The sequence below is a fragment of the Streptomyces odonnellii genome, assembly GCF_000981895.1.
Classification (GTDB): Bacteria; Actinomycetota; Actinomycetes; order Streptomycetales; family Streptomycetaceae; genus Streptomyces; species Streptomyces odonnellii.
In genome coordinates, this window is the sequence record NZ_LATD01000054.1 from 36,195 (window position 1) to 58,325 (window position 22,131).

Sequence of the window (22,131 nt, forward strand, 5' to 3'; positions counted from 1 at the left end):
TCAGCGGGTGATCAGCAGCTCGGTGTTGCGGTCCATCAGTTTGCCCGCGGGCGCGGTGGTCGAGCCGGGCGCGTTGTGCGCCAGCTCCCGGTAGAGCGCGGCCAGTCCGGTCTGCGAGAGATCCCCGAAGTCCGTACCGTGCGGCGCCGCCGACTCGATCAGCGTGGTGAACAGGGACAGTGTGCCATCCCTGTTGTCGGTGATCTCGATGATCCTGGCGAGCTGCGGGAAGTCGATGTGCGAGGCGGTGGTGATCTCCCAGAAGGAGCCACGCGGATTGATCGAGTTCCGGTGGCTGTGACCGTTGACCCAGGCCAGCACCGACCGGTGCTTGTTCAGCAGCTCCAGCACCTCTTCGCCGTTGTGCCGGGTCTCGCCGGGACGGGCGGGATCGGGATGGGTGTTGGTCATCGTCCAGCTGTTGTGATGGCTGAAGACGACGACGTACTCGTCCCGGTGCTCCTTGAGCCGCCGCTTCAGCCAGGCGAACTGGGCCGAGTCGAGCGAACCGGTGAAGTGCCCGGCCCGGTCGGTGGTGTCGAGGCTGATACCGGTGATGTTCTCGCCCATGGGGAAGGTGTAGTAGAGCGTGTCGCTGTCGAGATTCGCCTTCGTGTAACCATGGCCGACCGGACCCGCCCCCACCCGCGACGGGTCGAGATGTGCGGACACGTACTCACGCGGGCCGAACGGCGCGCGGCCCGGGTCCGGGGTGATGGAACGCATCGAGCGCTTCGACTCGCGCAGCAGATCGATCAGTTCACCGCCGCCCGGCCGGCTGCCCTTCGCCAGGATCTTCGACAGCGTCTTGGCGTCACCGTTCGAGACGTCGTACAACTTCCGTGCCCCGACGGCGAATTCGGCCAGATAGCCGGTGCGGTCGGCGATGGCGCCGCTGGCCAGGCTGTCATGGTTGCCGACGGTCGAGTACCAGGGGAGCCGCAGACCGGGGCTGTTCACCGAGCGGATCGCGGCGTCCAGGAAGCCGTCGATCTGGGGGAAGCCGTACTCCTTGTCGGTGTCACGACGCGAGTCCTCCGGATGCCAGAACAGCCGCTCGCCGGAGTTCTGCACGCCCTCGTACCGGCGGCTGTCGCCCGTATTGGGGGAGATGCGCCCACCGCTCATGACCGTGAGATACCAGTCCAGCTCCGCCAGCGAGTTGTTGTCGGTGTTGTCTCCGGTGGTCACGGCGAAGGTCAGCTCCGCACCGGTCGCGGGCCCGGACCTGATGGCGTTGATCTGCTCGATCAGCGCCACCGCTCCCGGTACGGTCAGCGCCTCCTGGGGCCGCCACCCCGACACCCCCTGCGAGCGCAGGTACTCCGTGCGCACCGGGTGCTGAACGTCCGTCAGATGCATATCGGTGAGCTGTACGAAGGAGCTGAGCACCGTGCGCCGGGCGGCCCGGCCGGCCCGGGGCGCCGCCAGGGACTCCCGTACGACCCGACGCCAGCCGGGTCCGTCGCCGAGCCGCCGGAAGGCCGCCGAGGAGTCGCGGGGCGCGGCGACGGTCTCCAGCGTCGTACGGGCGGGAACGCTGCGCGTGGGCGAGGCCGCGGGGGTACGGGGCACCGGCACCGAGGACGCGGCCGTCGCTCCGGGCGCCGCGGCGGCCTCACCGGGACCGCCGCCCGCGCCGAGCGCCAGACCGATGCCCGTGGAGATGCCGACCGCTCCGGTCGCGGTGAGGAAGGAACGGCGGTCGACTGCGGCGACTGCGGAGCGTATGCGTGTCATGGGTGCGGTCTCCCGAGTGCGAGCGCATCAGCAAGAGCGCCGGGGGACTGCCCCCTGGCTACTCCTCGATGTTCGGCACACGGCGTGGCCTGCGCGTGAACGACATTCCAACTGCGAACACCCATCACTGCACAGGGATCACCCGCGTCGGCGAACCGTCGTCGGGTCCATGACCGCAGGACGGAAACCGGTCACTCGGTGTTCACCATGAGGGGAAGTGGCGCGTCCGCGGCATCACACTCCACCGGCCGGGCCCGTCCCTCGGCTCCGATGTCTCCGCCCTGGGGCCGATCTTAGCTTCTGCTACGGCCGTCGCCGGGGCGTGGCCGCCGCGTGGGGGACTCCGTGAGCGGTCGGTTGTCGTACCCCCGTGGCAGAGTCTTCGACGGACCCGGCGCGATGCCGCGTCGAGCCATGGACGTATGCCCGTACGTCCCTATGTCCTTGTGCCCCTGGGCCGCCGTGCCCCGAGCCGATCCCGAGCAGGAGATGGCGTCATGCCCGACCGTACGACCCCCGTCGCCGAGGCGCTCGCCGAACTGGCGGAGCTTCTCGCGCCCGGCCGCCCCGCCGTCACCGAGGAGGTCCTGCTGGCGTACGAGGACCCGGATACATATGTACGGACGTATGCCGGGCGGCTCGACGAACGGGGGATCGACGAGCCTGTCGACGACCTCGCCTGGATCGCGCTCGTCGACGCGCTGACCGCGCGGGGGCTGCTCGCGGAGGTCGACTGGAAGGAGAGCGGCGAGGAGATCAGACGCCAGGTCCGCGCCCTCGAATCCCGTCCGGCCACGGATCCGTGGTCCCTCTCCGGCGAGGCGGACAGGGCGGAAGAGCTCGACACGTACGCCTTTCTGACTCGCTACGGCGCGCTGCATCTCGACGTGGGCACGGCGCTCGCGGTCCTCGACATCGAATCGGACTGCTATCCACTGGTCCTTCTCCCGGCGGCCCGCGCGGCCGAGCTGACCTCGCTGGCCCGGCGTGCCGGATTCGCCGCGGCCGTCCTTCGACCGGACGGAATCCAGGGACTCCCGGTTGGATCTTGCTGGGCCCTGAACCAGCCAGATCCGAACGAAAGACCTTAGCCCGCCGTGATCACGACCGGGCCGCCGTGCGGGTCCGCGCCGTCTATCCAGTCGGCGGAGGCGTACAGCGGACGGTTCGGCACACTGCCCCGGCGAAGCCGTTCGCGGTGCAGGAAGCGGCCGTCCTGGGAGATGACCAGCGCCGACAGCCGCCCGGCGGTACGGGTCGTACGGAGGGTGAACCGGCCCAGCGGCGGCCGGGGGCCCCGGGGGTCGATACGGTTCGGCGCGACCCAGCGCAGCGGCGCGTCCACCTCCACCGGCACCTGCCCGCCCGGCCAGGCACCGTCCGCGAGATGGCGGAGGACGGGTACGGCGACCAGCGTGCCCTCCCGGGCCGCGGTACCCGCCGGTTCCACGGCGTGCAGCAGATTGCCCACGGCGAAGACGCCCGCCGCGGCCGTACGGAACGCGGTGTCGACCGCCGGGCCCCGGGTGCCGCGGTCCAGTTCGATCCCGCCGAGGCGGGCGAGTTCATGGTCGGGGATCCAGTCGCCCGTGAAGACGACCGTGTCGCAGGCGACGGTCGTCGTCCTGCCGTCCCTGTGCCGCAGCGCGACCCCGGCGAGCCGGCCGCGGCCGAGCAGTCCGGTCACCGTCGTCCCGGTGAGCAGCGGAACGCGGTGATGCAGCCGGGCGCCGAGGCCCGACGCCCAGGAGGTCTGGTGGCGCGGCTGGTCCGTGACCATGGCCGCGATCTCGACCCCCGCGCCCCGCAGCGTACGGACGGCGGAGTAGCCGACCGGTTCGGCGCCCACGACCAGCGCCCGAGTCCCGACCCGCTGATGGCGCAGATGGACGGCCTGCTGCAACTCGCCGGTGGTGAACACACCGGCCGGCCGGGTCCCCGGCACCAGTCGCGCGCTGCGCGGGCGTTCGCGCGCGCCGGTGGCGAGGACGACCGCCCCCGCGGTGATGCGTTCGAGCCCCGCCGGGCTGGTGGTGTCCAGGGCCAGCGTTCCCCGGCCCGGCTGCTCCGCCCAGCCGGTGACCGAGACTCCCGTACGTACGGTGGCGCCCGCGCCCGCCGCCAGCTCGCACCAGTGGCGCGCGTACGCCGGCCCGCTCATCGGGCGCCGCAGTTCGCGCAGCCCGAATCCCGAGTGGTAGCAGTGGCGCGGGACACCCCCGGCCTGCTCCTCGCGGTCGACGACCTCGACCGTACCGGCGCCCGCCGCGGCCAGCCGGGCCGCCGCCGCCAGCCCAGCGGGACCGGCGCCGATCACCAGCACATCGACCGCACGCGTCCGCCGGCCGGGCCCGGGGGCGGCCAGACCGTCCCGGTTCGTCGCGCTCATGGTCCGACCTCCGGCAGCAGGGACGACGTGCCGCTTCCGGACGCACGGGAGGCGGTGGAAGCACCGGTACTGCCCGGACCACCGGGACCGCCGGCCGCTTCAGAGGTGCCTTCAGGGCTGAACAGTGCGCGCACGGCCGCGCCGCAGTAGAACCCCTGGCACCGGCCGCCCCGGGCGCGGGTGCGCCGCCGCAGCCCCTCGGGCGTGCTCGGCGGGATCGTACTCGCGAGCGCGTCCCGGATCTCCCCGTGGGAGACCCGCTCGCAGTGGCAGACGATCCGTCCGTACTCAGGATCGGCCGCGATCAGATCGGCGCGCTGGTACGGGCGCGGAAACGCCTCGCCGATGTTCGGCATCCGTACCGCCGGGCGCTCGCTCGGCTCGCCCAGCTTCTCGCCCGCCTCGGTGAGCAGCTCCACGACATGCGCGGCGATCGCCATCGACGCCGTGAGCCCGGTGGAGCGGATACCGCCCACGGTGAGACAGCGCCGGTCCGGGTCGCAGCGGATCCGGTAGTCGGACTCCTCGGTGGCGGCGCGCAGCCCCGCGTAGACGGCGGTGACCTCCTCGTCGAGCAGCTCCGGCAGGATGCGCTCGCCTCTCTCGCGCAGAAAGGCCAGCCCCTCCGCGGTGGAACCGGTCGCCGTCCTGTCGTCGAGATCCTCGGCGGTCGGGCCGAGCAGTACGTTCCCGTACACCGTCGGCGCCACCAGCACCCCCTTGCCGAGCGCGGTCGGTACCGGCAGCAGGATATGGCGGACCAGGCCGCGGGCCAGTTTGTCGAAGACCAGGAGCTGACCGCGGCGCGGTGTCACGGTGAAGTCGGCGTGGCCGAGCCACCGGTCGATCTCGTCGGCGTACAGTCCGGCGGCATTGATGAGGATGTGCGTACGCAACGGCCCCCGGACGGTGCTGAGTTCATGGGGCGCTCCGCCGCCGACCCCGGTCACCCGGCAGTTGAGATGCAGATCGGCGCCGTCGCGGACGGCCTCGGTGGCGTACGCGAGCGTGGTCGTCCAGGGGCAGATGATGCTCTCGCCGGGGACGGCCAGCGCGCCGAGCGCGCCCGGGCCGAGGTGCGGTTCGAGGGCGTACAGCTCGTCGGCGCCGATCAGCCGCGTCTCGTGGTACTCATTGCGGTCCGCCTTCTCCACCAGCCGTGGCAGGGCCGCCAGTTGCTCCTCGTTCCAGGCGACGAGCAGCGCGCCCACCGGTTCCACGGGGATGCCCGCCTCGGCGGCATAGGCGGCCAGCCGGCGCTGCCCCTCCCGTACGAGCCGGGACTCCAGCGAACCGGGCACCGCGTCGAAACCGGTGTGCAGAATCGCCGTGTTGGCCTTGGACGTCCCGTCCCCGACATCGCCGGACGCCTCGACCAGCGCGATACGCAGCGGATACCGGGACAGTTCGCGGGCGATGGCGGCGCCGACGACTCCGGCGCCGATGACGACGATGTCGTACACCTCGTCCGGCAGCGTTCCGGAGGTCGTGACAGCCATGATGCTCCAGTTCCCGGCTAGGGTCTTGTGGTGGGCGTCAGAGTACGGGTGAGCACCGCGTCCACCGCCGAGCGGAAGACGCCGAGCCGGTCCGCGGCCTCGGCCGGGCCGATACGCGGCTCGTAGATCGCGGAGGGCTTCCACTCGGGCACGACCTGACCGGGCGTCAGCTCGGGGTCGAGGCCGAGCCGGGCGAGCGTGCCCACTCCCAGCGCCGTGAGGTCCGGCCGCTCCGAGACCTCCACGGGTCTTTGCAGCAAATCAGCCTGAGTCTGCATCAGCAATGACGACCGCGTCAGACCGCCGTCGACGCGCAGGCTGCCCAGCGGCTCACCGAGATCACCGGCCACCGCGTCCGCCAGCACCACGACCTGCGCGGCGAGCCCCTCGCACAGCGCGCGCACCAGATGACCCGCGTTCGTGTCCAGCCCAAGACCGCTGATCGAGCCGCGCAGATCGCCGCGCCACCAGGGCGCCGCGAGTCCGGCGAGTGCCGGTACGAAGGTGACTCCGCCGCTGTCCGGTACGCCCGAGCCGACCGTGTCCAGATCGGCCGCCCCCGAGATCACCCCGAGCCCGGCCAGCCAGTCCACCGCGGACGCGGCCGTGAGGACCTGTCCGTCGAGGCAGTAGCTGGTCCGCCCGCCGAGCCGCCAGGCGACACAGCTCACCAGCCCCGATGTCCCCCGGAGCGGCCGGCCGCCGGTCTGCGCCAGCAGGAACGCCCCTGTGCCGTAGGTGCACTTGGCGGATCCCGGTGCGGTCACGTTCTGCGCGAGGAGCGCGGCCTGCTGGTCGACGATCACCCCCGTCAGCGGGATCTCGCCGCCGAAGGCCGTGGTGGTGCCGACCGGTTCCGCCGTATCGGTGATGCGGGGCAGCGCCTCCCCGGACAGCCCGAAGATGTCCAGGGCCTCCGGTGACCAGTCGACGAGGTCGAGGTCGAGCAGTCCGGTACGGCCCGCGGTCGCCGCGTCCGTGACGAACTCGCCGGTGAGCTGGTGGATCAGCCATGAGTCGCTGGTGGTGACGACCCCTTCGCGGGTCCGGTGCCGCCGGATCCAGGCCATCTTCGGCGCCGCGATGTACGGGTCGAGGGGCAGCCCGGTGAGATCCCTCAACCGCTCGCCGTGCGAAGCGAGTTCGGCGCAGAGGGACTCGCTGCGTCGGTCGTGCCACACGATCGCGTCCGTCAGCGGCGTTCCGGTGACCGGGTCCCAGGCGAGCACCGTCTCCCCCTGGTTGGCCAGACCGACGGCCGCGACCGGCTCCGCCGCCTCGGCGAGCGCCTCGCGCCCCGCGTCGAGTACGGACCCGAGCAGCACGGCCGGATCGATGTCCGCCGCTCCGCCGGAGCCGTGCCGGGGAGGCGCCGGGGCCGACCCCGTACCGATCACGCCCCGTTCGGGGCAGATGACCAGGGCCTTGGTGGACGAAGTGCCCTGATCGAGGGCGAGCACCGGCCGATCGGCCGCGTGGGCGCGCGGACGGCTGGATCGCTGGACTGGCGGCATGTCCTGTTTCTTCGGTTCGAGGGGCTGCGGGGCTTCGGGTTCGAGGGCCTTTCAAGTGTTCTTCGAGGTCTTCCGGGGGGCGGCCGGACCGGTTTTCCGGCGCTACGGAAGCCCCGTACCCGGGCGGGTTGATCGCTCAGCGAAAGCGTGGTGCAGGTCAGAGCAGGCGTCAAGGGTTCCAGGACGCCGCCGCGGAACCGGTTCCGGAGGGGCGTAACCTGCGTTGATCAACGGAGAGTTGCGAAAGATCAGCAAAGTGTTCGAGTGGACTCACCGCGCCCCCTACACTGATCGCCGCGGCGGCAGGCGTCCTTGACCGGTTTCGCCCTTGCCGTGGCCCACGTCAGGTCGGTGCCCGCGTACCGCCCATCCGGACCGCTCCACCCCTCTCACCGTTCCAGAGGATCTATGACGACCATCTTCTCAGCCGGGCGCCTCGTCGGCCCTGCCCGGCCCCGTCGTTACGAGCGGTCCTCGGCCGCCCGGGCCTCGTACCCCGGGTCCTCGGCGGCGCGGACGGATCCGAGCTGATGGCGAGCGACAACTTCCGCCCCGTCTACCATCCGGCGGGCCACGACAACGAACTGCGCGCGGCGGTACAGGATCTGCGCACCGGACGCTGGCTCGCGATGCGCAACCTCCTCGCCGGGACGTCCGACTGGGGCCGGTGGACCCAGCGGACCCAGATCCTCGCCGCCGTCGCCGCCGGTTCCGACGCCGTACAGACCTGGCGCGCCGAGGAGCCGGAGAGCCTCGCCGCCACCGTGATGCACACCCGGGTCATGGTGGAACGCGCGATACGGGCCCATCGCGACGGCCATACACGCACCCAGGAGCTGTGGCAGCAGGCCTGGGAGGCATGCCGGAGCGCCACCCGCCACGCTCCGGACGATCCGGTGCCCTGGGTGTGCCTGCTGGCGCTGGCCCGGCTCGACAGCGGGCAGCAGATGGACGAGCACCGGCTCGCGCCGCCCGGACCGATGCTGTTCCCCGGACCCTGGGGCCTGTTGGCCGAGGCCGAGAAGCGCGATCCGTTCAACCGCGAGGCATACCACCGTATGCTCCAGTTCGTCTACGCGCGGAGGAGTGACGGATCGCTCTCGGAAGCGGTCAACTTCGTTCAGTGGGCGGCCTCCGCCGCGCCCAAGGGGTCGCCACTGCACGCGCTGCCGCTGTTCGTCCGGGTCGAGCGCTACCGCCGCGAGAACGGCCACGAGAAGGCGCTCGACCTCCACTGGGTCACCGAGGACGCGACCCGGGACGCCCTGCGCGCCGTGCATCTCTGGTTCGACCACGCGGACCTGGCCGAGGCGTCGCTGCCCGATCTGAACCATCTCGCGCACGCCCTCTGGGGCTCGCTCCAATTCACCGAGGGGGCCAGGGTGTTCGAAGCGCTGGGCCCGTTCTACGCGACGGTGCCATGGGCGTACCGTACGCGGAGTCCCGGTGACGCGGCTCAGGCCGAGGACGTGTTCGTCCGTGCCCGCAGCCGCTGTCTCGGCAGCCGGGAGGGGCGGAACGGGCCGTCCGGCTGATCCGCCCCGCCGGGACCGTACGACGCGTCTCCGGCACGTACCGCGTCGCACGGCACCACTCGTACAGCTCTCCAGGCACAGCACCCGCACGGCACTCGTACGACACCACAGGCACCACCCGTACCGCACCACCGCACGGCACCACTCGCACCACCCGTATCGCACCACCCGCACGGCATCACTGGCACCATCCGTACCGCACCACCCGCACGGCACCATCCGTACCGCCGCACCATCCTGTTCGCTCGTGATTCCCCCTGTCAGTTCTTCTCCGTTTCCCTACTACAGGCGTTTCCCCGGAGGTACTTCCCGTGTCCGTTTCCCCACCGGCCTGGTCGAAGGCCGATCTCGTCCCGCAGAAGGACGAAGAGCAGCGGCTGCGCGAACTGGGCTATCAGCCCGTTCTCGCCCGTCGCATGGGCGGCTTCGGCAACTTCGCGATCAGCTTCTCGGTCATCTCCATCCTTTCCGGATGCATGACCCTGTACGGCTTCGGCATGGGCACCGGCGGCCCTTCGGTGATGCTCTGGGGCTGGGCGGGCGTCGGCCTCTTCGTCCTCTGCGTGGGCATGGCACTGGCCGAGGTGACCAGCGCGTACCCCACCTCGGGCGCGCTCTACTACATGGCCGACCGGCTCGGCGGACGCAAGTGGGGCTGGTACACGGGCTGGCTCAACCTGCTCGGACTGCTGGGGGCGATCGCCGGTATCGACTACGGCGCCGCGCTCTTCACCGGGGCTTTCCTGAACCTCCAGTTCGGCTTCGACCCGACGCCCGGCTGGACCATGGTCATATTCATGTGCATCCTGCTGCTGCACGCGACCCTGAACCTCTTCGGCGTCCGGCTGGTCAGTGTCCTCAACTCGATCAGCGTGTGGTGGCATCTCGCCGGTGTCGCCGTCATCGTCGGCGCCCTCGCCATCGTCCCTGACAGCCACCAGTCGCCGTCGTTCGTGTTCACCGAGTTCGTCAATGAGACCGGCTGGGAGAACCCGATCTATGTGGCGGCCATCGGCCTGCTGCTGGCGCAGTACACCTTCTCCGGATACGACGCCTCCGCGCATCTCTCCGAGGAGACCTCCAACGCCTCGGTGTCGGCGGCGCGCGGTATCGTCCGCGCCATCTGGGTCTCCTGGATCGCCGGCTTCGTGCTGCTCGCCGGACTCACCTTCGCGATCCAGGACTACGCGGGGACCCGGGAGAGCGCCACGGGCGTGCCGCCGGCCCAGATTCTGATCGACGCCCTCGGCACCAGCGGCGCCACGGCGCTGCTGCTGCTCGTGATCGTGGCGCAGCTCTTCTGCGGCAACGCCGAGGTCGCCGCTGCCAGCCGTATGGTGTTCGCCTTCAGCCGTGACAACGCCCTGCCGGGCTCGGCCCTGTGGCGGCGGGTCAGCAGCCGTACCCAGACCCCGGTTCCGGCGGTCTGGCTCTCCGTCATCGTCGCGTGCCTGCTCGCCCTGCCGTCGCTGTACTCCACGACCGCGTACGGCGCGGTGACGGCCATCAACGTCATCGGCATCACTCCGGCGTACGCCATTCCGATCTATCTGAAGCTGCGCGCCGGCAACCGCTTCGAGCACGGCCCCTGGACCCTGGGCCGCTGGAGCAAGCCCATCGGCTGGATCGCGGTGATCTGGGTCGCGGTGGTCACGGTGCTGTTCTGTCTGCCGCAGTCCAACCCGGTGACCGTCGACTCGATGAACTACGCGGTGATCGCCCTGGCCATCGTGCTGATCCTGGCGACGGTGTGGTGGTACGTGGCGCGCAGCGCGTACAGCACTCCGCAGGCGTACGGCAACGCCCGTGAGCAGTCGGAGATCTCCGAAGGCATCGTCTGACGGCGGACGAGGGTGGTGTGTGGTGGATGTGCCGTCCATGGGGTTCCCGGACCGCACGTCCACCGCACACCGTTCCCGGCCCGCCGCCGGCTCACCGGAGAATCGTTCATTCTTGAAGGGGAATCGTTAATTCTCCTGGAGGAACTGCTTCGCCAGTTCCTCGCCCTGACGGGCCGTGGCGCTCTGATCCTCCAGGGACGGGACCTGCGAGTCCTTAAAAAGGATATACGTCACGCCTTCCCCCACACCGCCCCTGCTGGGGTCGGTCGCGATTCCGAGACCACGGGCCGCCGCGAACGACCCCTCCCCGATGATCCCCGGTGGTCCCGTGTCCCCGACGACCGCGTACTGCACCCGGTCGCCATGGATGACCGCCGCGACGGATCCGCCGCTGATGCCTGAGTTGCGGTAGTTCCAGATCCGGCTCGGGGTCGGCACGACGATGTACGGCAGTTCCTTGGCGTTCAGCGCCCTGCCACTGGACTCCGTATACGACGTCGCACTCTGGAAGTACGGGTCGGTCCTCTTGTTGCAACGGTCCGTCACCTGGCCGTCGCAGTCGATGTCCATGTCCGCCTTCCAGAACACGGCCCCGTTGGCGTCGCAGACGGGCACCGCGGTCGGAGCGCTCTCACGGGTGCGGTAGAGGCCGTTGGAGATCTGCCGGCAGCGGCTGACCTTGGAGAGCAGTGCCGCCGCGCTGACCGGTCCTTCGCCGACGGGCGCGTCGCCCACCGGTTCGTCCCCGACGATCCCGGGGTCGACGAGCGCGGGGTCGCCGGACCCGGGATCGACGGGCCCGGCGTCGGCGCGCAGTTCCGGCGCGGGCGGCCCGCCCTGCGGTTTCGCGCCCGGTGGCCCCGGTACACCGAGGCGCTCGGCCCGCGGCCCGTGACGCGGCTCATCGGTGGGCTGGGCCAGGGCGGGAAATACGGTGATGGGAACGGCCGCGGCGGTCAGCAGTGCCGTACCGGCGGCGATAAGCACATAAGTGCGAGGATGCACGGGGTGATGCCTTTCCTGGTTCCTGGACTGGATGCGGGCTCCCGACGGCTCCTGGACGGCGTTCAGGGACAGCGAGGGGCCCCGGACCGTGGCGGCCTAACGGCCGGGCGGAGGCTGACGCCGGTCGGTGCCTATGCACTCGCCCAGTCGTTCGAGGAACACTCGCTGTCCCGTTACCAGCGGTTCCACGGCATTCGCCAGATCGAACCAGCCGACACGGTCCAGTTCCGGGAACTCACGCACCACACCGGACCCCCTGGGCCACTCCATGGTGAAGGTGCCGAACACGGCCAGGGCGGGATCCAGATCCCCCTCCACGGCCCATGCGGTGACGGTCTTTCCGCCGCGCTGACGGGTTTCGCCGAGGGGGATCCAGGGCCCCTCGGGGACGGGCAGTCCCAGCTCCTCCCGGAACTCCCGGCGGGCGGCGTCCTCGGGCTCCTCCTCCGGCCCGAACTCACCCTTGGGGATCGACCAGGCGGCGGTATCGCGGCCCGACCAGTAAGGTCCGCCCATGTGTCCGAGAAGCACTTCGGCACCGGCGTTCCCGACCCGGTACAGGAGGAGTCCCGCGCTTCGTTTGCCCGACATGCCGTCAAGTCTCCGTGGGGGCGCGAAGCGTCGCCATTCGCGCGCCGGGGGGAGTGCGCCGCCCTCCGCGAGCGCCGGACCGGCTTTCGGCCGGGAACACCAGGGGCTCCGGCGCGCGATGACACGCCGGAGCATTACGGTGACGCGCCGAGCCCATCGTATGAACGATTGCGCCGAACGGCGCAGGGCCCGGCCTCCGTGGGGGGAGACCGGGCCCCTGTGTGCCGGGGGATCGGCGTGGGTCACGGGACCGACCGGGGGTTTACGGGAACGACGTGATGGTCGACGGGACCGTCGAGGTTCCCGAGGTCGGTGACCCCGTGCTGTTGATGACGTGGTTGTACTGGCCCATGCCACCGAGGGATACGACCAGCAGGTCGTGGAACTTCACACCGGGTTTCACCGGTGCCTGGAATCCGTGGTCCTGCCGGATGTTCGGGTCCGAGGTGTAGTTGCAGTAGCTGCCCAGACCCCAGCCCTCGTGGTTGTTGACGGAATCGGCGACCTTGTAGGCTGCGAATCCCTTGATGCTGCCGTTCTGGATCGACGCCTGGTTGGGCGCGTCGTACGCCTTCTCGTTCTGGAAGAAGATCGTCCGGCCGTTCTCGCCGTACCACTCCACGTCGTACTTGTTGAAGTGCTCGACGAACAGACCGGTGGCCAGGACATCGTCACCGTTGACGCGGACGCCGTAGTCCGCGCGGTTGGTCTCCCAGCCGACGCCCGCGCCATGGTCGGCACGCCAGACCCAGGTGTGGTCGATGATCGTGTCATCGCTGTTGATCACCATGCTGGTGGTGGCCTTGCCGGGGCCCGCGCCACCGATCCGGATGAAGACGTCCTGGACCGTGGTCGGGTTCGCGGAGTGGTCGGCGGCCGCGCCCGCCGGGCCGACCTCCAGCAGCGTCGGGGAGTTCACCGGACCGGCGTCGATCAGGAAGCCGGCCAGCTTCACGCCGTCCACATCGGTGACCTTCATCGCCGTCACCCCGTTGTCCGGGACGATCGTGGCGAGACCCAGACCCAGGACCACCGTGTTGGCGCGGGTCACGTTGATGGTCTGGTCGACGTGGTAGACACCCGGCGTGAAGAGCAGGTTGAGCCCCTGCGCCAGCGCCTGGTTGATCGTCGCCGCGGTCGCGCCCGGCTTGACCACGTAGAACTGGTCGAGCGGCAGGGACTGGCCCTGCGGCGCGCCATTGCCCCAGGTGGTGCCCCGGGCGTTGGTGCGCTTGGCGGGGACGAACACCTTGTAGGCGTTGCCGTCCAGGTAGAGGAACGGCTTCTCCCGCGAGGTGGGCGTGTTGTTCAGAGTGGTGTACGGCGGGTTCGGGAAGCTCTGCGCGGGCGCGCCCTCGACCCCGGAGAACACCATGTTCCAGACGCCGTTGGTCCAGCCGCCGACGGAGCTGTCACGGGTGTACCACTGCTGCTGGGAGTACGGGCCGACCGTGCCGTCGATCTTGCTGTCGGCGATGTAGCCCCCACTGGCCCAGCCGTAGCCGTTGGGCGCCAGGTTGAGCCCGCCCTTGACGTGCATACGACGGAACGGCGCGGCCTGCGCGACCGCCCAGCGGTTGGTGCCGCTGACCGGGTTGAGCGCGAGGTTCTCGGCGGAGCGCCAGAAGTTCTGGGTGGCGTTCCCGTTGAACCAGCCGGCGTCCACGGTCACATCACCGTTGAAGGTGGTGTCGTCGGGCGACAGACCGAGACCCGAGATCGAGGTGTAGAAGCCGAGCTGGGCGTTGATGTTGTTGTACGTGCCCGGCTTGAACAGGAACTGGTAGCGGCCGGAACCGAACTGGTCGGCCTCCTGACGCTTGAAGACCTCATCGAGCCTGCCCTGGATGTTCGGCGTCGACGGGTCGAAGACGATGACGTTGGGGCCGAGGTCACCGCCGCCCGGGATCGGGTCGCCGGTGCCGCCCGAGGTGCCGCCGTAGATCTGGAACTCCCAGAGCGAGTAGCCCCACTGGGTGGCCCGCTGGGTGCCCGTCAGCTTCACGTAACGGGCGCTGCCCGAGACATTGAGCGTCTCCGTGCCACCGGGTCCCGTGGTGGTGGAGTACGCCTGGGTCCAGCCGTTGCCGTCGGTCGAGAACTCGATCTTGTACGCCTTGGCGTACGCGGTCTCCCAGTTCAGGACGATCTGGCTGACCGCGGCGGTGGAGCCGAGGTCTATCTGGATCCACTGCGGGTCGGCAGCGGCGCTCGACCAGCGGGTCCCGGTGTTGCCGTCGTTGGCGCCGGCGGCGGGGGTGCCCGCGTTCTCCACGCTGGAGACGGTCACGGCCTTGCCCTGCGAGAGCAGGGTGGGAGCGGCCTGGGCGGTGGTGCTGGGAATGAGGAGCAGCAGCGAGGCGATCAGCGTGGCCGCGACGGAGGCGGCCAGTCCTCGCCGGCGTCCCGGAGCGGTTCTCCGGAACACCGGTGGAGTGAGCGGAGGAGCGTGCATGGGCAGGTCTCCTGAGTCATTCGGACAACGGGGCAGGCGGAGCGGGAGGGAAATAAAGCCGGAGAGCGCTCTCTCGGTAGAGGAGATGCTTCTCTCGTGTTTCGGACACGTCAAGAGTTGTGCACGAGGCCGTCAGGTTCGGTTGTGCTGCCGACAACAAATAACGGGCGGGACGCGGTGATTGTCGGGTTTTGTGGGGTGACCGGAGCGTGTCAGGTGGGTGTCGTTTCAGAATCTGACGACGGGGGTGGGGTGCGCGAAACATTGCTACGAGATCCGGGTAGCGTCGATAACTGAAGGGTGTTAACGTTGCTTCTGGGGGTGCGGAACGGCGTACCCCGACCGGAAGGGAGCACTGTCATGCCTGAGACCCCTGCGAATGCGAACGTCGCGAGCGTTGAGAACGGCACGCTTCCCGGGCCCCGGGTGGCCATCGTCACCGGCGGCTCGCGCGGCATCGGCCGGCAGAGCGCCGAGCGTCTGGCGGCGGACGGGTATGCGGTCGTCGTCAACTACGCCGGGAGCGAGAAGGAGGCCGACACGGTGGTCGAGGCCATCACCGCCGACGGCGGCCGGGCCATCGCTGTCCAGGCCGATGTCGCCGACGAGACGGCGGTCGCCGCCCTCTTCGACGCCGCGACCGAGACCTATGGCGGAGTCGATGTGGTCGTCCACGCCGCGGGCCGGATGGTGCTGTCGCCGCTGGCCGAGCTGGAGCTGGACGCCCTCGACGCCATGCACCGCACCAATATCCGCGGCACCTTCGTCGTGGGCCGGGAGGCGGCACGCCGTCTGCGGAAGGGCGGAGCGATCATCAACTTCTCCAGCTCCGTGCTGGGGCTGGCCCTGCCCGGATACACCGGTTATGCCGCGAGCAAGGGAGCCGTCGAGGCGATCACGTTGATCCTCGCCCGCGAGCTGCGCGGCCGGGACATCACGGTGAACGCGGTGGCGCCGGGGCCGACCGCGACCGCGCTGTTCCTGGACGGCAAGGACGAGGAGACCATCGCGCGGATGGCGGCCCAGCCGCCCCTGGAGCGTCTGGGCACTCCGGAGGACATAGCCGAGGTCGTCGCCTTTCTGGCGGGCCCCGGCCACTGGGTCAACGGGCAGATCCTCCGGGCGAACGGCGGCATCATCTGATCGTTTGCCCGCGCGATCCGGGGTGGTCCGTGGCGCCCCGTGATGTTCTGGAGTCCCTCCGTGCGGGTGCGGGTGCCGGCGGGTGGTGATGCGGGCGCCGACGGGGGTGGCGCACGGTCACGGTCAAGAGGTGCTGGAGGTGGCCGTTGGCGAGGAGACCGCGGCGTCCTGTGTGTCGGGCGTGTGGGGGGCGCCGGGGATATCCGGGGTGTCGTGGGTGCCTGGGGTTCCCGGGGTGTTCGCCACGCGTTCAAGCCACTCGGACAGCAGCGCGGCCTCGACCGCGGTGAGCGCCGAGGGCGGCGACTGGCGCAGCAGCGCCCCCAGCCGGGCCGCGGCCGCCGGGGTCTCGGTGCCGGGAGCGGCCGGAGCGGCGGACGCTCCGCCGTTGGGCATGGGGGAGCGCATTGCCTCGGGGGTGAACACGGCCGCGTGCAGGGAGTCCCGTACCCGCCGGGACATCTCGGGATCGGTGAAGGTGGCGGGCCGGGAGACCAGCGTCAGTGCCACGCCCACATTCGCCGACATGATCATCTGGGCAGCCAGCTCGGGCGAGATGCGCAGCAGCCCGAGAGCCGCCGCGCGCTCCAGGTCGCGGGTGAGGATCCGGTGGGACTCCAGGGCCGAGGCGGGCGGCTTCCGCATCGCGGGAGAGTTCATCAGCCGGTACAGATTGGGATTCGCCACCGCGAACGCCACATGGGAGTCCCAGCCCTCGCGCAGGTCCGTGATCGGGTCCGCGCCCGGCTCATGGAGGCGCTTGGTCGCCAGATAGGCGTCGAAGCCATGGTCGACGACAGCGGAGAGAAGTCCCTCCTTGTCGCCGAACTGCCGGTAGAGCACCGGCGCGCCGACCTGGGCGGCGTCACAGACCGCCCGCGTGGAGATATCGCCGTTCGGCGACTTCGCCAGCAGCTCGGCGGCCACCTCCAGAATGCGTGTTCGCGTGCTCATGAAAGGGATGCTACCAACTGGACGGTAGCGCTGCTATCGCTTGGGCGTATCTGCCGCTACGGCTCGAAGGCTGGCCATCGGTCTGGGTTTCTCGCGCCTCTGCGATTCCGGATAGAAGGTCCCATATGTAAAGATTTAGCAAGAAAGGTTAGGCTTCTTGTTCGAACACATGAGCCTCGGCGACCGGGTGGAAGGACGACGGGGCTCCCGGCCCACCTCCGGAGCGGGGCGCATGGCAGGACGCAATCGGGACCGCAGCCGAGTGGCGATAGGCGCTGACGAGAGGCTCGCGCTGAACCGTATGGGGAGCTTCGACTGGGATCTGGAGAGCGGGATCCTGGAGCTCGACGCGGCGGCGCTCGAGGTGTTCGACCTGCGCCCGGACGAGTACGACGGCACGGCCGACGCCCTGTTCTCCCGGTCACCGTGCGAGGAGCGGGTACGACTCAGGGCCGTCGTGGACGCGGCCGTCCGTGAGGGCCGCTCGTCGTACGGCTCGTACTTCCGGTTGACCCGCCGCAACGGCGCGTACCAGTGGACCCACACCCGGGGGCGGATCCTCCGGGACGACGGGGGCCGCGCGTACCGCATCGTAGGAATCGTCCGTAACGCCATGGCCGAACTCACCGAATGCTCCACCCTGGCCGGTCCTCCGGAGATCGGTCGGCAAGGGCTGAACGGCCTGGTGCAGAGCACTACGGAAGCCCTGTCCAGGGCGGTCACCGTGGACGATGTCGCGGCCGTGCTGACCGGGGCGGGCGGGCTGGAGCGGTTCGGCGCCGACGGGCTGGCACTCGGCCTGGTCGAGGGCGGCAGGCTCAGACTCATCGCGCTGGCCGGGGAGTCCATGGAGGCCCTGGACGATCTGCGGCTGCACCGCCTCGACGGATCCCTGCCGCTCGCGGATACCGTCCTCAACCAGCGGCCGCGCTTCGTCACCTCGCTGCGCGAGCTGGTCATCGACCGCTTCCCGGGGCTGCGGCCCTATGTCGGCAGGCTCGGATTCAAGGCGGCGGCCTTCCTTCCGCTGGTCGCCCAGGCCCGCTCCATCGGCTGCCTCGCGCTCTTCTACCGACGGCGCACCCACTTCTCGTCCGAGACCCGCACGATGTGCATGGTGCTGGCCGGGATCGTGGCCCAGTCGCTCCAGCGCGCCGTCCTCTTCGACCAGGAACGCGAGTTCGCGACCGGCCTCCAGGCGTCCATGCTGCCCCGCGACATCCCCGAGTTCCCCGGTGCCGAGATCGCGGTGCGCTACCACGCGGCCTGGAGCGGCAGAGAGGTCGGCGGCGACTGGTACGACGTCATCGCCCTGCCCAGGAACCGGGTCGGGGTGGTCGTCGGCGACGTCCAGGGACACGACACCCACGCCGCCGCCGTCATGGGACAGCTACGGATCGCCCTGCGCGCCTTCGCGGGCGAGGGCCACGCGCCCCCAACCGTGCTGGCCCGTGCCTCCCGCTTTCTCGCCGAGCTGGACACGGAACGCTTCGCGACCTGCACCTATGCCCAGGTGGACCTGTCCAGCGGGATCGTACGAGCCGTACGTGCCGGACATCTCGGCCCGCTCATCCGGCACACCGACGGACGGACGAGCTGGCCCAATCTGCGCGGCGGGCTCCCGTTGGGCTTCGCCACCACCTTCGGACAGGAGGACTTCCCCGAGACCCGGCTCGATCTCGCCTCCGGGGAGACACTCGTGCTGTGCACCGACGGGCTGGTCGAGGAGCCCGGCCATGACATCGCGGCCGGTATGGACACGCTTGCCGGCATCGTCAGATCGGGCCCCGGCCCGGCCGGCTCGCTGGCCGACCATCTCTCGGGCCGGCTCTGGCAACAGTGGGGGACCGGCGACGACGTGGCGCTGCTCGTCCTGCGCCGCAGGCCCGATCCCGGTACCGGCCAGGCGCCCCGGATCCACCAGTACGTCCATCAGGCCGACCCGGAGGGCCTGGTCGAGACCCGCGCCGTGCTCCGCCAGGCCCTGGCGGACTGGGATCTGACGGCGCTGACGGACGATGTGGAGCTGGCCGCCGGCGAACTGCTGGTGAATGTGCTGTTGCACACCGAGAGCGGCGCCGTGCTCACCCTGGAGGTCCTGCCCGACCCGGCCCGCCGCGTACGCCTCTGGGTCAAGGACCGCTCCAGCGCCTGGCCCCGCCGCCGTAACCCCGGCGAGGCGGCGACCTCCGGCAGGGGCCTGCTGATGGTGGACGCCGTCGCCACCCGATGGGGTGTCGAACCGAGAGGGGAGGGCAAGGCGGTCTGGTGCGAGTTCGAGTCGATAGGGAAGTGCGCCTGAGGGGGCGTGCCTAAGGGTGCGTGCCTGGGGGGTGCGGCTCCGGAAGGCACGACTCAGGAGCACGGCTCAGGGGCCGTCCACCGCGTCCGCGACGGTGTCCAGGAACCGCGCGTGCGCGAGATGGCTGCACGGTGCCTCCGGATTCCAGGCCACGATCCGCGCCCGCTCCTCGATGGCGCGCCAGTGCGTGTTGTCCAGGAGCCGCGTGCGTGGCGCCGCGTTCGCGCGGACATCGGCGAGCACGATGTCCGGTTCCAGCGCGGCGGCCTCGGCCCAGGTGACCGTACGCCAGTTGGCGCCGCCGCCCTCCTCGGGGTCGATGAGATCCACGCCCAGCTCACCGACCGCCCGTAGATCCGGCCAGGTCAGCGGCCTGGCCAGATACGCGGTCTCCGAGTCGGCGGCCGACAGGGCCACCACCCGGGGCGCGCCCGGCCGCCCCGCCGCGGCCCGCAGCCGCGACTCCGCCCGCTCCAGCTCGGCCACCGCGGGCGGGCGTGGCGCGTCCAGCGCGCGGGCCAGTGCCGTGAACCGGTCCCGGATGCCGTCGAGCGTACGGTCCTTCCCCACGTCCAGGACGACCACCGGCAGCCGCTCCTCCAGATGCTTCGCCGCCTCCGGGTCGATGCCGTACACCTGCCCGCCGCCATAGCTGACCGCGACCACCAGATCCGGTTCCGCCGCGTGCAGCGCCTCCAGATCGAGTGCGCTGCCCGCGCCGAACGAACGCAGCCCGTCGAGGGGCAGCTCACCGGCCTTCGCCGGATCGGGAGCCTCCCCGTCATGGTGGGAACCGAAGATTCCCAGGGGCCGCAGGCCGTGGTCCCACAGAGTCGCGCCCGCCTGTATATAGGCCACGACCCGGGCCGGCCGGCCCGGCGCGACGGTCAGATGGCCTCGGTCGTCAGTGAACTCCCAGCTCTTGCCCGGGTTCATGTCTCGCCTCGTTCCGCTTGTGATTCCGCTCGGGGTTCCGTGCGTGGTGGCGCGGCGTCCTGCGGGGGTGTTCGTACGCGTTGTTCGCGTGGGCGCCACCCACTGTCTGCCCATCCCGGGCTGCCCGAACTCCCGTCGTACGCCCGTCCTCCCGGCCGTTCCGTGCCCGCCCCCGAGGTCCGCTCCCCGGACCACCGTGGCCGGATGATGGAGAATTCGTGTTCGGGCGGCAGGTACGAGTCATCTGCCGCTCAGGACCAGGGGCCCGGGCGTGTGTCGTGAGACACACCCCGTGCCCATCGACCTCTCAGCACGCCCGTACGGAGCGTTTTTCATGGAGCACACCGCTCACGTCAGCAAAACCGCCCTGCCAGGAGTCGGCACCCGTTACGACCTGAACACGGAGGCGGGCAAGCACCTTTCGGTCGTCGTGCACCAGGACGGCCGGCGGATCATCGCCTTCCACGACCCCGAGGACGACGACAACTGCAAGGAGGCCGTGCCCCTCGCCCCGTACGAGGCGACCGCGCTCTCCAAGCTCCTGGTGCCCGACCCCGTCGCCCATCTCCACCAGCACCTGGAGATCGACCTGCTCACCGAGCACATCCCGGTGACCAAGAGGTCGCCGTACGCGGGCCGGACCCTCGGCTCCGCCCAGGTGCGTACCCGGACCGGCGCCTCCATCGTGGCCGTTCTGCGCCGTACCGCCGCCTTCCCCTCGCCCACGCCGGACTTCCGCTTCGCCTCGGGGGACACCCTCGTCGTCGTCGGAACCCGGGAAGGCGTCGACGCCGTCGCCGAACTGATCACCGGAGGATAAGCGCCCGTGCACGACACCACCGCACTGCTCATCGAACTCGGTTCCGTCATCCTGGCGCTGGGCATACTCGGCCGCCTCGCAGGCCGGGTGGGCTTCTCCGCGATCCCGCTCTATCTGCTCGCCGGACTCGCCTTCGGCCATGGCGGACTGCTTCCGCTCAACGCCAGCGAGGAGTTCATCGCCACCGGCGCGGAGATCGGCGTCATACTTCTGCTGCTTCTGCTGGGCCTCGAATACAGCGCTTCCGAACTCGTCAGCAATCTCAAGACGCAGTACCCCTCCGGCATCGTCGACTTCGTCCTGAACGCCGTGCCCGGCGCCGTCGCCGCGCTGATCCTGGGCTGGGGCCCGGTCGCCGCCGTCGCCCTGGCCGGTGTCACCTGGATCTCCTCCTCCGGAGTCATCGCCAAGGTCCTCGGCGACCTCGGCCGGCTCGGCAATCGGGAAACCCCCGTGATCCTCGGGGTCCTGGTGATCGAAGACCTCGCCATGGCCGTCTATCTGCCGCTGCTCACCGCCCTGCTGGCCGGACTCAGCCTGGCCGGCGGCAGCCTCACCCTGCTGATCTCCCTCGGCACGGTCGGCGCGGTCCTCTATCTGGCCCTGCGCCACGGCCGGCTGATCAGCCGCGCGGTCTCCAGCGACAACCCCGAGATGCTGCTGCTGGTCGTCCTCGGGCTGACCCTGCTGGTCGCCGGGGTCGCCCAGGAACTCCAGGTCTCCGCCGCCGTCGGGGCCTTCCTCGTCGGTATCGCACTGTCCGGGGAGGTTGCCGAAGGTGCGCACAATCTGCTCGTCCCGCTGCGTGACCTGTTCGCGGCGGTCTTCTTCGTCTTCTTCGGTCTGAACACCGACCCGGCCGCCATCCCGCCGGTGCTGGTACCCGCCCTGATCCTGGCGACGGTCACCGCCCTGACGAAGATCGGCACCGGCTGGTACGCGGCGCGCCGCGCCGGGGTCAGGACCGCGGGCCGCTGGCGGACCGGCGGCACACTCGTGGCGCGCGGCGAGTTCTCCATCGTGATCGCCGGTCTCGCGGTCGGCGTCGAACCCAGGATCGGGCCGCTGGCCACCGCGTATGTCCTGCTCCTGGTGATCCTCGGACCCCTTGCCGCGCGCTGGACCGAGCCGCTGGCGCGCCGGCTCACGCACGGGCTCAGCGGGGTGCGCGGACTGGGCGGGCCCGGCGGGCTCCGTGGACGCAAGGCGGCGCCGGTGACATCCGCCGAGCCCGAGCCCGAGCCGTCGGCGGAGTCCGCTTCCGTGCTGCCGGCGTCGGAGCCGAGCGCGCCCGAAGCGACGGATCCGGCACCGAGCCACGGCTGACCCGGGTCCGCCGGGATCTGCCGGTGTGAGCTGATCGACCGGCTGACCGGCTGACCGACTGATCGCCTGGCCGTAATGCCG

General features: G+C 70.4%; 16 protein-coding genes. 7 read left to right on the forward strand and 9 right to left on the reverse strand.

All coding sequences use genetic code 11. From position 1 onward, the window contains the following. Positions 1-1,740, reverse strand: a complete 1,740-nt coding sequence (locus WH07_RS07240; RefSeq protein ID WP_046496703.1) for a TIGR03767 family metallophosphoesterase — start codon at positions 1,738-1,740, stop codon at positions 1-3. A 497-nt stretch (positions 1,741-2,237) separates the two neighbouring features. On the opposite strand from WH07_RS07240, the gene WH07_RS07245 reads away from it, so the two are divergent. Further along, complete coding sequence (locus WH07_RS07245; RefSeq protein WP_063775738.1) at positions 2,238-2,831, forward strand: DUF6630 family protein; 594 nt, start codon at positions 2,238-2,240, stop codon at positions 2,829-2,831. Here the strand turns inward: WH07_RS07245 and WH07_RS07250 are convergent. Genes WH07_RS07250 through WH07_RS07260 form a run of 3 tightly spaced genes read right to left on the reverse strand, consistent with a single transcriptional unit; the run spans position 2,828 to position 7,142 of the window. Next, positions 2,828-4,129 carry an NAD(P)/FAD-dependent oxidoreductase gene (locus WH07_RS07250; RefSeq protein WP_046496705.1) on the reverse strand — a complete coding sequence of 434 codons (1,302 nt, stop codon included), beginning with the start codon at positions 4,127-4,129 and terminating at the stop codon, positions 2,828-2,830. The two genes, WH07_RS07245 and WH07_RS07250, sit on opposite strands and share 4 nt — an antisense overlap. Further along, positions 4,126-5,628 carry an FAD-dependent oxidoreductase gene (locus WH07_RS07255; protein ID WP_079023019.1) on the reverse strand — a complete coding sequence of 501 codons (1,503 nt, stop codon included), beginning with the start codon at positions 5,626-5,628 and terminating at the stop codon, positions 4,126-4,128. The genes WH07_RS07250 and WH07_RS07255 overlap by 4 nt, the downstream gene beginning before the upstream one ends. A 17-nt stretch (positions 5,629-5,645) precedes the next feature. Next, positions 5,646-7,142 carry an FGGY family carbohydrate kinase gene (locus tag WH07_RS07260; RefSeq protein ID WP_046496707.1) on the reverse strand — a complete coding sequence of 499 codons (1,497 nt, stop codon included), beginning with the start codon at positions 7,140-7,142 and terminating at the stop codon, positions 5,646-5,648. Positions 7,143-7,672: 530 nt separating this feature from the next. Here WH07_RS07260 and WH07_RS07265 point away from each other — a divergent pair. Continuing rightward, complete coding sequence (locus WH07_RS07265) at positions 7,673-8,677, forward strand: hypothetical protein (RefSeq protein ID WP_046496709.1); 1,005 nt, start codon at positions 7,673-7,675, stop codon at positions 8,675-8,677. A 311-nt stretch (positions 8,678-8,988) separates the two neighbouring features. Beyond that, positions 8,989-10,518 (forward strand): amino acid permease, encoded by a 1,530-nt coding sequence (locus WH07_RS07270; RefSeq protein WP_046496711.1) that lies wholly within the window; start codon positions 8,989-8,991, stop codon positions 10,516-10,518. Between the two features lie 126 nt (positions 10,519-10,644). Here WH07_RS07270 and WH07_RS07275 read toward each other — a convergent pair whose 3' ends face one another. The 3 genes from WH07_RS07275 to WH07_RS07285 all read right to left on the reverse strand — a co-directional run bounded on the left by WH07_RS07275 (position 10,645) and on the right by WH07_RS07285 (position 14,569). Continuing rightward, on the reverse strand, positions 10,645-11,523 hold the full coding sequence (locus tag WH07_RS07275) for a glycoside hydrolase family 75 protein (protein WP_046496713.1): 879 nt from the start codon (positions 11,521-11,523) through the stop codon (positions 10,645-10,647). Between the two features lie 96 nt (positions 11,524-11,619). After that, complete coding sequence (locus WH07_RS07280; RefSeq protein WP_046496715.1) at positions 11,620-12,114, reverse strand: NUDIX domain-containing protein; 495 nt, start codon at positions 12,112-12,114, stop codon at positions 11,620-11,622. A 262-nt stretch (positions 12,115-12,376) separates the two neighbouring features. After that, on the reverse strand, positions 12,377-14,569 hold the full coding sequence (locus WH07_RS07285) for a discoidin domain-containing protein (protein WP_079023020.1): 2,193 nt from the start codon (positions 14,567-14,569) through the stop codon (positions 12,377-12,379). A 360-nt stretch (positions 14,570-14,929) separates the two neighbouring features. On the opposite strand from WH07_RS07285, the gene WH07_RS07290 reads away from it, so the two are divergent. After that, on the forward strand, positions 14,930-15,712 hold the full coding sequence (locus WH07_RS07290) for an SDR family oxidoreductase (RefSeq protein WP_079023021.1): 783 nt from the start codon (positions 14,930-14,932) through the stop codon (positions 15,710-15,712). Positions 15,713-15,835: 123 nt separating this feature from the next. On the opposite strand, the gene WH07_RS07295 is transcribed toward WH07_RS07290, so the two are convergent. Beyond that, on the reverse strand, positions 15,836-16,666 hold the full coding sequence (locus WH07_RS07295; protein ID WP_079023022.1) for a TetR/AcrR family transcriptional regulator: 831 nt from the start codon (positions 16,664-16,666) through the stop codon (positions 15,836-15,838). Between the two features lie 232 nt (positions 16,667-16,898). On the opposite strand from WH07_RS07295, the gene WH07_RS07300 reads away from it, so the two are divergent. Next, positions 16,899-18,968, forward strand: a complete 2,070-nt coding sequence (locus WH07_RS07300) for a SpoIIE family protein phosphatase (RefSeq protein WP_046496719.1) — start codon at positions 16,899-16,901, stop codon at positions 18,966-18,968. Between the two features lie 66 nt (positions 18,969-19,034). Here the strand turns inward: WH07_RS07300 and WH07_RS07305 are convergent, their stop codons facing one another. Next, positions 19,035-19,904, reverse strand: coding sequence for an ABC transporter substrate-binding protein (locus WH07_RS07305; protein ID WP_046496721.1), 870 nt, complete (start codon positions 19,902-19,904; stop codon positions 19,035-19,037). A 334-nt stretch (positions 19,905-20,238) separates the two neighbouring features. Here WH07_RS07305 and WH07_RS07310 point away from each other — a divergent pair, with 334 nt between their 5' ends. Together WH07_RS07310 and WH07_RS07315 are read left to right on the forward strand one after the other, a co-directional pair. Beyond that, positions 20,239-20,724, forward strand: coding sequence for a cation:proton antiporter regulatory subunit (locus tag WH07_RS07310; protein ID WP_046496722.1), 486 nt, complete (start codon positions 20,239-20,241; stop codon positions 20,722-20,724). 6 nt (positions 20,725-20,730) lie between these two features. Then, complete coding sequence (locus tag WH07_RS07315) at positions 20,731-22,050, forward strand: cation:proton antiporter (protein ID WP_046496724.1); 1,320 nt, start codon at positions 20,731-20,733, stop codon at positions 22,048-22,050. Positions 22,051-22,131 lie beyond the last annotated feature (81 nt).

Excerpts from the sequence above, each read along its gene's own strand:
- WH07_RS07240 (WP_046496703.1), bottom strand. The coding sequence starts at position 1,740 with ATGACACGCATACGCTCCGCAGTCGCCGCAGTCGACCGCCGTTCCTTC.
- WH07_RS07245 (WP_063775738.1), top strand. The coding sequence starts at position 2,238 with ATGCCCGACCGTACGACCCCCGTCGCCGAGGCGCTCGCCGAACTGGCG.
- WH07_RS07250 (WP_046496705.1), bottom strand. The coding sequence starts at position 4,129 with ATGAGCGCGACGAACCGGGACGGTCTGGCCGCCCCCGGGCCCGGCCGG.
- WH07_RS07255 (WP_079023019.1), bottom strand. The coding sequence starts at position 5,628 with ATGGCTGTCACGACCTCCGGAACGCTGCCGGACGAGGTGTACGACATC.
- WH07_RS07260 (WP_046496707.1), bottom strand. The coding sequence starts at position 7,142 with ATGCCGCCAGTCCAGCGATCCAGCCGTCCGCGCGCCCACGCGGCCGAT.
- WH07_RS07265 (WP_046496709.1), top strand. The coding sequence starts at position 7,673 with ATGGCGAGCGACAACTTCCGCCCCGTCTACCATCCGGCGGGCCACGAC.
- WH07_RS07280 (WP_046496715.1), bottom strand. The coding sequence starts at position 12,114 with ATGTCGGGCAAACGAAGCGCGGGACTCCTCCTGTACCGGGTCGGGAAC.
- WH07_RS07285 (WP_079023020.1), bottom strand. The coding sequence starts at position 14,569 with ATGCACGCTCCTCCGCTCACTCCACCGGTGTTCCGGAGAACCGCTCCG.
- WH07_RS07290 (WP_079023021.1), top strand. The coding sequence starts at position 14,930 with ATGCCTGAGACCCCTGCGAATGCGAACGTCGCGAGCGTTGAGAACGGC.
- WH07_RS07295 (WP_079023022.1), bottom strand. The coding sequence starts at position 16,666 with ATGAGCACGCGAACACGCATTCTGGAGGTGGCCGCCGAGCTGCTGGCG.
- WH07_RS07300 (WP_046496719.1), top strand. The coding sequence starts at position 16,899 with ATGGCAGGACGCAATCGGGACCGCAGCCGAGTGGCGATAGGCGCTGAC.
- WH07_RS07305 (WP_046496721.1), bottom strand. The coding sequence starts at position 19,904 with ATGAACCCGGGCAAGAGCTGGGAGTTCACTGACGACCGAGGCCATCTG.
- WH07_RS07310 (WP_046496722.1), top strand. The coding sequence starts at position 20,239 with ATGGAGCACACCGCTCACGTCAGCAAAACCGCCCTGCCAGGAGTCGGC.